The following is a 14,405-nucleotide window of genomic DNA, read 5'->3' as shown; positions in this document are numbered from 1 at the left end:
ATACCTACGGTCCGTACTTAACCTCCGCCGCCCGGTCTGCGACCATGGACCACGTGAATGAGATTCGGCGCGGCACGCTTCAGGAGCAGACCTTCTACGAGCAGGTCGGTGGCGAGGAGACCTTCCGCCGCCTGGTGCACCGTTTCTACGAGGGCGTCGCCGAGGACCCGCTGTTGCGGCCCATGTATCCCGAGGCGGATCTGGGGCCCGCCGAGGAGCGCTTCACGCTGTTCCTGATCCAGTACTGGGGCGGCCCGACGACGTACAGCGACAACCGCGGCCACCCCCGGCTGCGGATGCGCCACGCCCCCTTCGCCGTGGACCGGGCCGCGCACGACGCCTGGCTGAAGCACATGCGCGTCGCAGTCGAGGAGCTCGGCCTCTCCGAGGAGCACGAGCACACACTGTGGAACTACCTGACGTACGCCGCGGCTTCGATGGTGAACACGGAGGGCTGACTCCGGCCGGCGCCGGTCTCCGGACGGCCGGCAGCTGTACGTCGCTGCCGGTCGCCGGTCCTCGACCTCTGTCCGTTTACGACACCTGACGCGCGCATTCCGGGCACACTGCGCCGGAATCCGGTCACGATCCAGTCAAGCTCGGTCCACAAGCGCTTACCCCGGGTCCATGGCCTCTGGCAACATCATCCGGACGTCGGGGAGCGCCGGGGGGCCAGGTGACGAGGTTCGTCCTACTGCGGGCGCGAGCACACCGCCTGCTCCTCGCTGCCGCGCTGCTCACCGTCCTGCTGACCACCGCGGTTCTGGCGACCCTCACCGCCTACTCGGGCGCGATCGGCGACGCGGCGCTGCGCCACTCGCTCCGCGGCGGCGAGAACGCCGCCGCGACGACCCTGGTGGTCAAGGCCGACGTACCCCCGGACCAGCGCGCGGCCGCCGACGCCGCCGTACGCGACGGGGCCCGTCAGACCTTCGGCGGGCTGCTGGTGACCCTGCGGACCCTCGTCCGCTCGGGCCCGTACGCGCTCCCCCGCTCCCTCCAGGCGCCCGCCGCACGCTCCGGCGACCCGGATCTGACGCACTTCGCGGCGCTGGAGCCCTCGCAGGTACGGCTCACCGACGGGCGGCTCCCGAGGCGGCCGGCCGGGTCGGTCGTCGAGGTCGCGCTGCCCGAGACGGCCGCGGGGCGGCTGGGTCTGAAGCCCGGCGCCCGTCTCACCCTCGTCGACCGGCTCGGCGGCCCGCAGGTGCGGATCCGCATCACCGGCCTGTACCGGCCCGCTCAAGTCACCGCGCCCTACTGGCAGTTGGACGACCTGCGCGGCCGGGGTATCAGCAAGGTCGACTTCACGACGTACGGGCCGCTGCTCACCGACCCCGCGGTCCTGAGCGGTTCCGACAGCGGGGGCGGCGGCCGGGTCAGCTCGGGCGAGTCCGGCTGGCTGGCGTCCGCCGACTTCTCGACGGTGACGACCGGGCGGATCGGTGCGCTGCGGGACTCGGCGCGCGAGGGCACCGCGGCGCTGCGCAAGGACCCGGCGCTGCGCGGGACCACGGCCGTGACGACATCGCTCCCCGACGTCCTGGACCGCGTCGAGCGCTCCCTCCTGGTCTCCCGTTCGACGCTGCTCATCGTCGCGCTCCAGCTCGCCCTGCTCGCGGGGTACGCGCTGCTGCTCGTCGCGCGACTGCTCAGCGCCGAACGGACCGGCGAGAACCGGCTGTTGCGGGCCCGCGGCGGCTCGCGCCGGCAGGTGGCCGGACTGGCGGCGGTGGAGGCGCTGCTGCTCGCGGTGCCGGCCGCGGTCTGCGCCCCGCTGCTCGCCGGGCCGCTCACCCGGCTGCTGGCCGGGCAGGGCGCGCTGTCGCGGATCGGGCTGCATCCGGACACCTCCGAAGGACGCGCAGGCGTGTGGCTGGTCGCGTCCGCGGTGGCGCTGGGCTGCGCGCTCGCGGTGACGATCCCGGCTCTGACGCCCCCTTCCTTCGAGACGGCCCGGGCCCGTGCCCTGCCCGCTCCCGTGCGCGCGGGCGCCGACGTCGGCCTGCTGGTCGTCGCCGCCGTCGCGTACTGGCAGTTGAACCGGCAGACCTCGGGTGCCGTCAGCGGCGACCGCTCCGGCACACTCGGCATCGATCCGCTGCTCGTCTCGGCTCCGGCACTCGCCCTGCTCGCGGGGACCGTGCTGACGCTGCGGCTCCTGCCGCCGGTGGCACGGCTCGCCGAACGCCGTGCCACGCGCGGCCGTGGCCTGCCCGCCGCCCTCGCGGGCTGGCAGTTCAGCCGCCGCCCGATGCGCGGCGCCGGTCCCGTACTCCTGCTGGTGCTCGCCGTCGCCCTGGGCATGCTGGCGATCGGCCAGGGCGCGTCGTGGGACCGCTCGCAGGACGACCAGGCGGACTTCCAGGCGGGTGCGCCGATCCGGGTCCTCGCGAACGGGGAGGGCGGCCTCGGCCGCTCCGGCGTCTACGCGACGGTCCCGCACGTCCGCGAGGTCGCCCCGGCCGCCCGTACGACCCTGCCGCTGTCCGGGGACAGGACGGCGACGGTGCTCGCCCTGGACACGGCTCAGGCGGCCGACGGGGCGCTGCTGCGGGCCGACTTGGCCGACAGACCGGTCGGGCCGCTGCTCGCGGGGCTGGCGCCGAAGGGCCCGGCCGCGGGCACACCGCTCCCGGAGAACACCGCGCGCCTGCGCCTCACCCTCCGGATCCGCGGCGGCGGGCACGACACCGCGGCGGAGGTGGCGGTCACCCTGCTGGACGGCTACGGCACCCCGTATCAGATCCCCGCCGGCCAACTCCCGGCCGACGGACGCCCGCACGCCCTCACCCTGGACCTCGCCCGGGCCGCCGACGCCCCGACCGGCCGCGCGGCCGAACCGCTGACCTTCGCCGGACTGCAGCTCGACCTGACGCAACCCGCCGACCAAGCCGAGCAACACCGGTTCACGATCGAGGAGTTGACCGCCACCGGCGCCGACGGGACGGACCGCGCGGTCCGTCTGCCCACCTCCTGGAAGGTCCGGTCCACCACCAACAGCACGTCCGCGTCCCCCGGCACCTCGTCACGCCCCGCGCCTCCGCGCGTGACCAAGGCATCCGACAAGTCCCTCACCGTCCGCTACGGCACCGGCTACGTCCCGCACGATCTGACCTGGCTGGCCACTTCGTTGACCGTCCGGCTCCAGGCGGCCCCCGGCGCCTCCGCACCCACGGCGACCGAGGTGACCGGCGTGGCCACCGACCGCTTCCTGAAGTCGGCGGGTGCGCACACCGGGGACCGGGTGGACGTCCCGTTCGGCGGCTCGACCGTGTCCGTGCGGATCGTGGGCAGCGTACGGGCGCTGCCGACCACGGCCCCGCCCGTCGCGGGGAGCGCGTCGGGCGACGGCGGCGCCCTCCTCGTCGATCTGCCCGCCGTGAACCGCGTACTCGAGGCGCGGTACGGCGCGAGTGCCCCGCCCACGGAATGGTGGCTGCGGACCGCGCCGGGCGACACCGCGCGGGTCGCCGCCGCGCTGCGGGAACGCCCCGACATCGAGCCGTCCCAGGTCGTCGTCCGTGACGAGATCGCGAACCGGCTGCGCGACGATCCGTTCGGGGCGGGCCCGCAGGCGGCGTTCGCCGCGGCGGCCGTGGTGGCGGCAGGGCTGGCCGCCGTCGGCTTCGCGGTGAGCACGGCGGGCTCGCTGCGGGAGCGCGGCGACGAGTTCGCGCTGCTGCGCGCGTTGGGCGCGCCGCGCCGCCAGCTGGCCCGGCTGATCGCCGCCGAACAGGGCGTACTGGTGGCCCTGGCTCTGCTCGTGGGCGTCGCCCTGGGAGCGGTCCTCGCGCGCGCCGTGATCCCCCTGATCGTGCTGACCTCGCAGGCCACCCGGCCGGTCCCGGACGTCCTGGTCGAACTCCCCCTCCCGCACATCGCCGTCCTGCTGGCCGCCGTGGCCGTCACCCCGCTGGCCATCACGGCTTTCCTGGCCCTGCACCGCCCGGACCCGGCGACCTCGCTCCGCCGGCAAGGAGGAGACTGACATGGCCGTACGCGTCCGTCCTGTCGCCCCCTGGACCCGCACCCGCCTGCGCGCCGCCCCCGGGGCCGCCTGCGCCCTCGCCCTGCTGGTGGCGCTGACCGCCTGTCTGGCGGCCGCCTTCCCGCGCGCGGTCGACCGCTACGAGGACGCGGGCCTGCGCCGGGCCGTCGACGAGGCCACCGCCCGGCGCACCGCGGTGCAACTCTTCGCACCGCAGCCCGGCATCACCGTCCCTCAGAAGCAGCGGGAGCAGTCCCTGCGCGCGGCCACCCTGCGGGAGCAGTACACCCGGCTGCTGACCACCGTCGAGCGGCCGCTGGTCGCCGACCCCGAGCAGTCCTCGTACGGCGTCCGCACCGGCACCGCACAGCCGGTGCCGGACCGCTGGCTGCCGAGGCCGAGCGGACTGCCCGCCCGTGTCTCGCTCGCCGCGCAGAACGGTCTCGCCGACCATGCCCGCCTCCGCACAGGACGCCTTCCCCGGACCCACGGGACCGTGACCGCGGCCACCTCGTCGGTGGAGGCCGCCGTCACCGCCGAGACGGCCGAACGCCTGCGGATCAAGACGGGTTCGGTGATCCACGTACCGGGTGTGGAGCGCGCTCCCCTGGCCGTACGCATCACCGGCATCGTCACTCCGAAGGACCCCGGGGGCGCGTACTGGTCGGCCCAGCCGCTGCTGCGCGAGCCCTCCCTGATCAGCCTTCCCTCCCAGGGCGGTGACGCGGACAAGTACTGGCTGGGTGCCCTGCTGCTGCCGCCGGACGCGGCTCCGGCCATGCTCGGCACGGCCGGAAACCCCTGGCGCTACTGGCTGCTCGCGCCGGACGCCGACGCCCTCGCCGCACACTCCCTGCCCGCTCTGGAGTCCTCGATCGCCGCGCTGGAGTCCGGCCCGGGCCTGCGCAAGGCACGGCAGCTCACCGACCCGGAGCTGGACGTGAGCACCGACCTCGACGACGTCCTGTCGGCGTACACCCGGCTCCGCGACGGTGTCGGGCCGCTCGTGGCCGTCGCCGCGTTCGGCACGGGCAGCGTCGCCGTCGTCGTCCTGCTGATGGCCGGCGGCCTCGCGGCCGACCGCCGCCGCACCGAACTCGCCCTGCTGCGCGCCCGCGGCGGTTCGCTGCCCGGCGTCGCGGGACGCCTGCTCGCCGAGACGGCGGTCGTCGCGGTCCCCGCCGGCGCGCTGGGCCTCGCGGCCGCGCTGCTGGCCGTCCCGGAGGGCAGACGGTCGTACGCGGTGACGGCCGCCGTCGCGGTCACCCTCCTCGCCTGCGCCGTGCTGCCCCTGCGGGCCGTCGTCGAGCACCGAGCCGTACGTGTCCACACGGCCCGTGCCGACCTGGCCACCGCCCGCCCGTCGCGACGCCGGACGGTGGCCGAACTCACCTTGCTGGTCCTGGCATCGGGCGCCGTGATCGCGCTGCGGCGACGGGGCACGTCGGGAGGCTCGGCCGTGGCGGACGGATCGGGGAACTCCGCGTCCTCCGGCCCGTCGGGCGACCAACTCGTCGCGCTGGCACCGGTGTTGCTGGGTGTCATCGCCGCGCTCGTACTCGTGCGGCTCTACCCGCTGCCGCTGCGCCGGCTGGCACGCCCGGCCGGGCGGCTGCGCGGTGCGGTCGGTCATCTGTCCCTGGCCCGCGCGGGCCGCACCTCCGTCTCCACGGCGCTTCCACTGCTCGCCCTGCTCACCGCCCTGACCACGGCCGCCTTCGGCGGTTCCGTCCTCGCCGGGGTGGGGGCCGCGCGCGACCATGCCGCCGTCCTCGCCACGGGCGCGGACGCCCGCCTCGAAGCGACCCGCCCCCTGCCCGGTGGGCTGACGAAGCAGGTCCGCCGGTCCTCCGGCGTCCGGGAGGTGACGCCGGTGAGCATCGCGTACCTGGCGAAGCCGCAGGACGGCGCGGAGACCGTCCCCGTGGCCGGGGTGAGCCCGCAGGCCTACGCGAGGCTGGCGCAACGGACCGGGCTCGGCGCCTTCCCCGCACGGGAGTTGCTGCGGCCGGACGCGGCACCGGCCACCGGCGACGCCCTTCCCGCCGTCGCCTCCCCCGCCGTCGCCGAGCGCTACGGCACCCGCCCCTTCCCGGTCCTCCTGGAGGACGGCAGTCATGTCACCGTCCGGATCGCCCTGGTCCGGGAACTGACCCCGGCCGTCTCCGGAACCGACTTCCTCGTCGTCGACCGCGCCGGCCTCGGCGCCGCGGCCGGCCGGCCCACCGCGCTGCTGGTGACCGGCGACCACCTGGACGGGCCCGCCCTGCGCAGAGCCGCGGGCGCCACCGTCGACGTACAACTGCGGGCGGAGGCACGGGCGCGGTACGTCGACTCACCGCTCCAGTCCGGTGCCGAACGCATCTATGCGGCGGCGGTGGCGGCCGGCGCCGGATACGCCGTACTCGCCCTGCTGCTGGCCCTCGTCCGCGCCGCTCCCGAACGCACCGCGCTCCTCGCCCGGTTGCGCACCATGGGCCTCACCCGGAGCCAGGGCCGCCGTCTGCTCGTCCTGGAGGCGCTGCCCCAGGCCCTTCTCGCCGCGGCCGGCGGTGTGCTCACGGGCTGGGCCGCGATCCGGCTGCTGTCCCCCGGCATCGACCTGACGACCATCGCGCTCGCCGCATCCGCCGACTCCGTTGGGAACAGCGCCCCCTTGCGCACGGACACCCTCTCCCTGCTGCTTCCCGCGGTGACCGTCCTCGTCCTCGCGACGGGCATCGCGGCGGGGCAGGCATGGTGGTCGGGCAGGCGCGGGTCGATCACCGAACTGAGGGCCGGAGACGCACGATGACCACCATCACAGGCGGCCCCACGACGACCGCAGGAGACAGCCGATGACGACGACCGGCCCCACTTTCGCCGACCTGGCCGACCGCGCCGCCGCCCGCCGGGACCGGCCCGCCTATGGTCACGACGCCCTGATCACCTGCGACCGTCTGGTCCGCATCTTCTCCGCCGACGGGGTGGAGGTACAAGCCCTCCAGGGACTCGATCTCCTGGTGCGCGAGGGCGAGTTGATGGCTCTCGTGGGCGCGTCCGGCAGCGGCAAGTCGACGCTGATGAACATCCTGGCGGGCCTGGACGTCCCCACCGCGGGCGCCGCCCGGGTCGCGGACAACGATCTGCTCGCGATGGGCGCGAAGGACCGCCTCCGCTACCGCCGCGACGTCGTCGGCTTCGTCTGGCAGCAGACCTCCCGCAATCTGCTCCCCTATCTGACGGCCGCCCAGAACGTCGCCGTGCCGATGCAGCTCACCGGCCGCCGCAAACGCCGACTCCAGGCCGAACGAGCCCTGGAACTCCTGACGTTGCTCGACGTCGCCGACTGCCGCGACCGCCGTCCGCACCAGATGTCCGGCGGTCAGCAGCAACGTGTCGCGATCGCCGTGGCCCTCGCCAACGACCCCGCCGTCCTCCTCGCCGACGAGCCCACCGGCGAACTCGACTCCCACACCGCCGAGCAGATCTTCGCCGCCTTCCGCACCGCGAACGAACAGCTCGGCACCACCATCGTCATCGTCACCCACGACCAGGCCGTCGCCGGCGAGGTCCGTCGCACGGTCGCCATCCGCGACGGCCGTACCTCCACGGAGGTCCTGCGCCGCACCGAGATCGACGCGACCACCGGACAGGAAGCGGTGGTCGCCCGCGAGTACGCCATGCTCGACCGGGCCGGCCGCCTCCAGCTCCCCGCCGAGTACACCGACGCCCTGGGCCTGCGCGACCGCGTCGCCCTGGAACTGGAGAGCGACCACATCGGTGTCTGGCCGGACGACAGCGAACGGCCGCAATAGCCCACGCGCGGGGTCACCACACGCGACGGTCCCGCCCGTGGGTTCGGCGCACTGCGATTTCGCAACCGCCCCGCTCGCCGGGGTCAGCACACGCCGACATCACGGAAACCCACCCGCCGGGGGCAGCACACGCTGACGTCGCGACAACCCCAGCCCGCCCGGGGCCAGCACACCCTGACATCGCGGCACCCCCCACCCGCCGGGGGCAGCACGCCCTGACATCGCGACAACCCCAGCCCGCCCGGGGCTAGCACACCCTGACATCGCGGCACCCCCCACCCGCCGGGGGCAGCACGCCCTGACATCGCGACAACCCCAGTCCGCCCGGGTCAGCACACGCTGACATTGCGGAAGCCCCCGCCCGCCGGGGTCAGCGCACGCTGACGTCCAGCGCCCCAAGTCCCGTCCTGCGCACGGCCGTTGACCCGTAGGGCGTCCGCAGCCTGAGCCACGCACCCGACGAGTACAGGCCCAGCGCCTCTTCGTCGGGCGTCGCGACGCGCGCGGGCCGCAGGAAGCCGAGCGCCTGCGCGGCATGCGCGGCCCGCACCGGCAGATCGCTGTCACCGATGGGCCGGGACCAGATCTCCCGCCCGATCCGGTCGAGTTCGGCACGCGTACGCCGCTCCGCCGGCAACTCCTGCGTACGCGACCGGAATTCGGCCACCGCCGTGGCGACCATCGTCCGTACGGCGTCCAGCGGCGGCAGACCCGGCTCGCGCTGCCAGCCACTGCGGGGCGGGAGCAACCCGGCCCACGGCGGCCCGGTGACCGCGGCGGGAACGGTGGCCGTGGCCGCCGCCTCGTCCAGCGACTCCAGGAGCTCACCGGCGGACACGGTCACGTCGAGCGCGGCGTCGAGCCCGTCCTCGTAAGGCTTCACGAGCCGTGCCGTACGGATCGCGAGGACCTCGAACGACGGCGGCCGCCCGAAGACCGCGAGCGTGGTCCCGGACACCTGGAGACGTGTGGCGGCCGCGCGGTCGTAGTGGATCAGCCGGGCGAGAAAGGCGGCGAGGTCTGCCGCCTCCCCCTCGTCGGCGAGGTGCAGGACCGTCATGCGGCGACGGCCCCACCCTTGTCGTCCCGGTACTCCATGAGGAACTCTCGCTCCTCGGCGGTGATACGACGCGGCCGCTGAGCCTCGAAATCGTACGGCACGACCACCGTCGCGGCCCGGACGTAGAGCACGTCCGCGTCCTTGACCTCATAGGTGATCGTGAAGGACGCCGCCTTTATCTCCGTGACCCACAGCTCGATGTCCACCGGCTCGCGCCGGTGGACCAGCTGCTGCTTGTAGTCGATCTCGTGGCGCGCCACCACTGACCCCTGCTTGAAATCCTTGTCCGGGCGGGTCAGGAAGTCGATACGGGCTTCCTCCAGGTAACGGAGAAAGATCGCGTTGTTGACGTGGCCGTACGCGTCCATGTCCGCCCAGCGCAGCGGGCAGCGGTAGATGTGCCGCAAGATCAGCCCCGGGTCAGCTTCTTGTAGGTGGCACGGTGCGGGCGCGCCGCGTCCGCACCGAGCCGCTCGACCTTGTTCTTCTCGTACGAATCGAAGTTGCCCTCGAACCAGAACCACTTGGAGTCGCCCTCGTAGGCGAGGATGTGCGTCGCCACCCGGTCCAGGAACCACCGGTCGTGGGACACGACCACAGCCGCACCGGGGAACTCGAGCAGCGCGTTCTCCAGGGAGGAGAGCGTCTCCACGTCGAGGTCGTTGGTCGGTTCGTCGAGGAGCAGCAGGTTGCCGCCCTGCTTGAGGGTCAGCGCCAGGTTCAGCCGGTTGCGCTCACCGCCGGAGAGCACGCCGGCCGCCTTCTGCTGGTCGGGGCCCTTGAAACCGAAGGCGGAGACATAGGCACGCGACGGCATCTCGACCTGGCCCACATTGATGTAGTCCAGCTCGTCCGACACCACGGCCCACAGCGACTTCTTCGGGTCGATGTTCTCGCGGCTCTGGTCGACGTACGAGATCTTGACCGTCTCGCCGACCTTGATCGTGCCGGAGTCCGGAGTCTCCAGGCCCTGGATCATCTTGAAGAGGGTCGTCTTGCCGGCGCCGTTGGGGCCGATGACTCCGACGATTCCGTTCCGCGGCAGCGTGAACGACAGGTTGTCGATGAGGACCTTGTCACCGAAGGCCTTGGAGAGGTTGTTGATCTCCACCACGATGGAGCCCAGACGCGGGCCCGGCGGGATCTGGATCTCCTCGAAGTCCAGCTTCCGCATCTTGTCGGCCTCGGCGGCCATTTCCTCGTAGCGGGACAGTCGCGCCTTGGACTTGGCCTGCCGGCCCTTGGCGTTGGAGCGGACCCACTCGAGTTCTTCCTTGAGCCGCTTGGCGCGCTTGGCGTCCTTCTGGCCCTCGACCTTGAGGCGGCTCTGCTTGGCCTCCAGGTACGTGGAGTAGTTGCCCTCGTAGCCGATGGCGCGGCCGCGGTCGAGCTCCAGGATCCAGCCGGCGACGTTGTCGAGGAAGTACCGGTCGTGGGTCACGGCGACGACGGTGCCGGGGTACTTCGCGAGGTGCTGCTCCAGCCACTGCACGGACTCGGCGTCCAGGTGGTTGGTGGGCTCGTCGAGCAGCAGCAGGTCGGGCGCCTCGAGGAGCAGCTTGCAGAGCGCGACGCGGCGGCGCTCACCACCGGAGAGGGTGGTGACGGCCCAGTCACCGGGCGGGCAGCCCAGCGCGTCCATGGCCTGCTCCAACTGGGCGTCGAGGTCCCACGCGTTGGCGTGGTCCAGGTCGTCCTGGAGCTTGCCCATCTCCTCCATGAGGGCGTCCGAGTAATCGGTCCCCATCAGCTCGGCGACCTCGTTGAAGCGCTTGAGCTTGCCCATGATCTCGGCGGCGCCGTCCTGCACGTTCTCCAGGACGGTCTTGGACTCGTCCAGCGGGGGCTCCTGGAGGAGCATGCCGACCGAGTAGCCGGGCGAGAGGAACGCGTCACCGTTGGACGGCTGCTCGAGGCCCGCCATGATCTTGAGAACGGTGGACTTACCGGCACCGTTCGGCCCGACCACACCGATCTTCGCTCCGGGCAGGAAGCTCAGGGTGACGTCGTCGAGGATCACCTTGTCGCCGTGCGCCTTGCGCGTCTTGCGCATGGTGTAAATGAACTCAGCCAAGAGAAACCGTCCGGACGCTTGAAATCGGCAGTGGGCAGATACACCCCATCTTGCCTGACGGCCACCCCTCGGGGGAAACCAGTTCGGTCAGGGTCCCGTGACCTGGACGTTCCCTGCCCGGCCTCGTAGTTGATCTGTCACTGATTGTCGCCGTCGACTGCTATCGACCGCCGGTCGCCGTCTCGCATGGCCCAGGGACGGATCGAGAGGCTGAGCCGACGCCCTGAATCCGTCGCCTATTCCACCGGCCTGCGTGTGGCCGACGGGCAGCCTCGGCCGGCCATCGCGGCCATCAGCAGAGGGGCGTCGACGATCCAGAAGGCAAGCAGCCCCATGAAGACGACGCCTGCCGCGGGATCGTCATGGACGGTGTGATCTCCGAGCACGGTGATGTCGAAGATCCAGATGGCCGGGCCCAGCGCCGCGCAGATCCCCAGCGCCCAGCAGAAGCGAGCCCGCCCGAGGACCGCCCCCAGCGCCAGGGAGGGCACGAAGCCGCAGGCCAGCATGCTCAGCATGAGGGCCACGCCGGACAGGTCGGCGACGCCCAGGGCCACGGGAAGCCACGGACTGACGGCAATCACCGTCGCCCACAGCACGGTCGCCCCGATGAGCCCGACCGGGATTCTCCCCCTTGCCGGCACTTCCGGATCCGCTGACTCGCTCCCCATTACCCCTCCCGAAACCGGTTGCCCTCATGCTCCCACTTGTTTTGAACGCGTTCAACTCCTGAGGCCTCACCTCCTACGCCCCCCAACCCGACAGTGCAGTGGAGGCAGTGAGGCGTCCGGGCCAAGGAGGGGGTGCGGAGGAAGCGCGCGACCCCGGTCGCCGTGGGGCGGGCCGGGGTCGCTGCGCTCAGGGAGCCACCTCGCAGTCACTCACTGTTGAGTTGTCAAGGTGCCGTAACGCTCAGTCCTCCGTCGGGGCCTTTCGGCCGAGGAGGGTGATCACCGCGCCGCCGATCAGGACCAGGGCGATGGCCATCCCCGCGATCATGGGCGTGGCGCTGGAACCGCCGGTCTCGGCGAGGTCGGTGCCACCGGTGGACGTACCGCCGGCCGTCGCCGGGCTCGGCTCGCTGAGCGTCTGGGTCGCGTCGCCGCCGGCACTGCCCGCGGTCTCGCAGTCGAGCACTCCCTTGAACCGCTTCTCGAAGCCGTTCGGTCCCTTGATCGTGAAGTCGTACGCCTGGTCCTCCTGGAGAGGGATCGTCACCGTCCGCGAGGTGCCCGCCTCGATGGTGTGCTCGGCCCCCATCAGCTCGAAGGTGAACGCCTCGTCGCCCTGGTTGGCCGCTGTGATGTCCACACCGTTCTTGGCGCAGTTCTTCACCGCGGACAAGGCGGGTATCGCGCCCTGCTTCGCCCAGTTCGCGGTCGCCGAGGCGGAGACCGTGGATTCACTGGAACCGGCGAGGATCTGCGTCTGGCTCCGGGTCTCGGAGGCGAAGGCACGGCCGACCGGGACCGTGGTGGACGCCTGCACCGTCAGCGCGGCCGACCCGTCCTCGGCGCCCTCCGGTACGTCGAAGTACACCCTGCTGCCGTCGGCCGCGGAGATGACCGGCTCGCCGTCCTTGTCGACGACCTTCACCCCGCCCGCGGCGACGTCCGTCGGCGGCGTCACCGTGACGCTGTCCGCGTTCGTGTGCACCGTCACCGGGCCCAGCTTCTCGCCGGCATGACCGGAGACCGCGGGCGGGTCGAGGGTCAGCGAGGCCCGCGGCTCGGACACGTTCCGCGCACTCCTCTGCAGATAGTCAGCGAGCTTCTCCGCCTGCGGATTCACGGCGTCCACGTCGACACCGTCCGAGTAACGCCAGATGGCCACCTGCGTGCCGGCCGCCGCGTCCTGCTCGGTGAGCCCGCTCGCCCCCGCCTTCTGGGCCAGCGCCGCGAGATCGTTCACCTGCGGATACGAGTTCTGCAGGATCCAGCGGATCTTGCCGGCGTCGGCATTGCCGTTCAACGACGTGCCGCTCCAGGGGGTCTCCTGGTACTTGGCGTCCTTCTGCGTCGGGTTGTGGATGTCGATGCAGTAGGTCTGCAGCATGCCGCCGTCGTCGACGGACATCTCGAACAGCCCCGCGGACACCTGCTGGTCGCCGCCGTCGTCGTGTATCACCGCGGCGCCGTACGTTTTCAGGCCGCCTATCGTCGCGGTCGCACCGCCCTGGCTCTGCGGCGTCTCGTCGGCGACGGCCGGGCCCGCGACGGCGAGCGCACCGGCGACGACGAGCCCGGACACCAACGTCGCGGCGGCGAGGCGGGCAGCCCCTCGCGTGCGCGCAGTCGACGCAGAGAACGAAGAAAACACAGAATTCCCCTTCGAGCAGGACCCGTTGACGTGGGGGTACGGTCCCACCAGCAGAATCAGCAGCCCCGTGAGCTATGCCCGGCATCCTAGGGAGACGGCGCACCGCACTCCCCGGTCATGTCATCCGATAACCGATCCGAATCGGAATCGTTATGCCTGAGAACAGCCTGTGAGCTGGGCTTATCGACAAATCCATGGGGACCGTTCGGAACGCATTCGTCGATAAGCCGTACTTCGGTCAGCTCGCCACGGGAGCTGACATCACGTCACCGCGGCGGGCTCCGGATGCTGTGACGCCGCGGCACCGGACCGACTCGGCGGCTCCGTCTCCCAGTTGGGCTCCGGCCGTCCTTCGACGGCCGCCGGCTCCCCCTCCTTGGAAGGGCGCCGGAACGCCGACGTACCCCGCGACAGATCGTGACCGACCGCCACCGCGTCGATGTCCGCCGACGTCCAGCTCTGTCCCTCGCGGATCTCGCTGCGCACCTTCAACCTGCCCTGCACGATGACCGGATCGCCCACCGAAAGGGACGCTCCCACGTTCGTCGCGAGCGACCGGTTCGCCCACACCGTGAAGAAGTTGGTGTGCCCGTCCGTCCACGTGTTCTTCTCGCGGTCCCAGTACCGCGACGTCACCGCGAGCCGGAACCGCGCCGATGGCCCCGCCGCCAACTCCCGGTAGACCGGTTGTGTCGCCACGTTCCCCACCGCGCAGACCATGGTCTCGTTCATCGCCGACCCCTCCCTCACCCCGGCTTCCGCGCCGGGCGGATACGCGCACGGGCCCGTCCCGTACGGCTGCGTCTGCCGCGGCGGTCGCATTCCTGCGATCGCCGCGTGATCAGACTGCCTCCGCCGGGCCGAGCCCGCTGAGCGCTGTGGACCGCCGCCAGGTTGTGGACAACACCGTCACCCGAACGAGGGGCTCCGCGTTTCGGAGGTCTCCCTCACTGTCCCGGTGGCCCCGGCCGGCACCGCCTCCTCCAGCAACCGCCGGCACCATCCTGGCCAGCTGCCCGTCCGCCCGTCTGTCCGCCCGTCCGTCTGTCCGTCCGTCCGTCCGCCCGTCCGCCCGTCTGTCCGTCCGTCCGTCCGCCCGTCCGTCCGTCAGTCCGTCCGTCCGTCCGTCCGTCTGTCCGTCTGTCCGTCCGTCCGTCCGTCCGT

The 14,405-nt window shown here is 72.2% G+C and carries 10 protein-coding genes; 4 read left to right on the top strand and 6 right to left on the bottom strand.

Features of this window, described 5'->3' with window-relative positions; genetic code table 11:
* Positions 1 to 44: 44 nt before the first annotated feature.
* The 4 genes from ACFWM2_RS25115 to ACFWM2_RS25100 all read left to right on the top strand — a co-directional run bounded on the left by ACFWM2_RS25115 (position 45) and on the right by ACFWM2_RS25100 (position 7,788).
* The gene (locus tag ACFWM2_RS25115; RefSeq protein ID WP_383284003.1) at positions 45 to 458 is read left to right on the top strand and encodes a globin; all 414 of its coding nucleotides are present in this window, start codon (positions 45 to 47) and stop codon (positions 456 to 458) included.
* A gap of 218 nt (positions 459 to 676) precedes the next feature.
* Positions 677 to 3,991 (top strand): FtsX-like permease family protein, encoded by a 3,315-nt coding sequence (locus tag ACFWM2_RS25110; protein WP_383284000.1) that lies wholly within the window; start codon positions 677 to 679, stop codon positions 3,989 to 3,991.
* 1 nt (position 3,992) lies between these two features.
* Positions 3,993 to 6,785 (top strand): FtsX-like permease family protein, encoded by a 2,793-nt coding sequence (locus tag ACFWM2_RS25105; RefSeq protein WP_383283997.1) that lies wholly within the window; start codon positions 3,993 to 3,995, stop codon positions 6,783 to 6,785.
* Positions 6,786 to 6,828: 43 nt separating this feature from the next.
* Positions 6,829 to 7,788 carry an ABC transporter ATP-binding protein gene (locus tag ACFWM2_RS25100; RefSeq protein WP_383283995.1) on the top strand — a complete coding sequence of 320 codons (960 nt, stop codon included), beginning with the start codon at positions 6,829 to 6,831 and terminating at the stop codon, positions 7,786 to 7,788.
* Positions 7,789 to 8,158: 370 nt separating this feature from the next.
* Here the strand turns inward: ACFWM2_RS25100 and ACFWM2_RS25095 are convergent, their stop codons facing one another.
* The 6 genes from ACFWM2_RS25095 to ACFWM2_RS25070 form a co-directional block, all read right to left on the bottom strand.
* A complete protein-coding gene (locus tag ACFWM2_RS25095) occupies positions 8,159 to 8,848 on the bottom strand; it encodes a hypothetical protein (protein ID WP_383283992.1) in 690 nt (229 codons plus the stop codon).
* Entirely contained in the window at positions 8,845 to 9,255 is a 411-nt protein-coding gene (locus tag ACFWM2_RS25090) for an acyl-CoA thioesterase (protein WP_383283989.1), read from the bottom strand. The genes ACFWM2_RS25095 and ACFWM2_RS25090 overlap by 4 nt, the downstream gene beginning before the upstream one ends.
* 2 nt (positions 9,256 to 9,257) lie before the next feature.
* On the bottom strand, positions 9,258 to 10,922 hold the full coding sequence (gene ettA / locus ACFWM2_RS25085) for an energy-dependent translational throttle protein EttA (RefSeq protein WP_383283987.1): 1,665 nt from the start codon (positions 10,920 to 10,922) through the stop codon (positions 9,258 to 9,260).
* A 236-nt stretch (positions 10,923 to 11,158) separates the two neighbouring features.
* Positions 11,159 to 11,593, bottom strand: coding sequence for a hypothetical protein (locus ACFWM2_RS25080; protein ID WP_383283984.1), 435 nt, complete (start codon positions 11,591 to 11,593; stop codon positions 11,159 to 11,161).
* A 241-nt stretch (positions 11,594 to 11,834) separates the two neighbouring features.
* Positions 11,835 to 13,241 carry a Cys-Gln thioester bond-forming surface protein gene (locus ACFWM2_RS25075; protein WP_383283981.1) on the bottom strand — a complete coding sequence of 469 codons (1,407 nt, stop codon included), beginning with the start codon at positions 13,239 to 13,241 and terminating at the stop codon, positions 11,835 to 11,837.
* 261 nt (positions 13,242 to 13,502) lie between these two features.
* Positions 13,503 to 13,973, bottom strand: coding sequence for a single-stranded DNA-binding protein (locus ACFWM2_RS25070; RefSeq protein ID WP_383283979.1), 471 nt, complete (start codon positions 13,971 to 13,973; stop codon positions 13,503 to 13,505).
* Positions 13,974 to 14,405 lie beyond the last annotated feature (432 nt).

The organism is Streptomyces sp. NPDC058371 (assembly GCF_042723265.1).
GTDB lineage: Bacteria > Actinomycetota > Actinomycetes > Streptomycetales > Streptomycetaceae > Streptomyces.
This window is presented reverse-complemented; position numbering and strand designations above follow the sequence as displayed.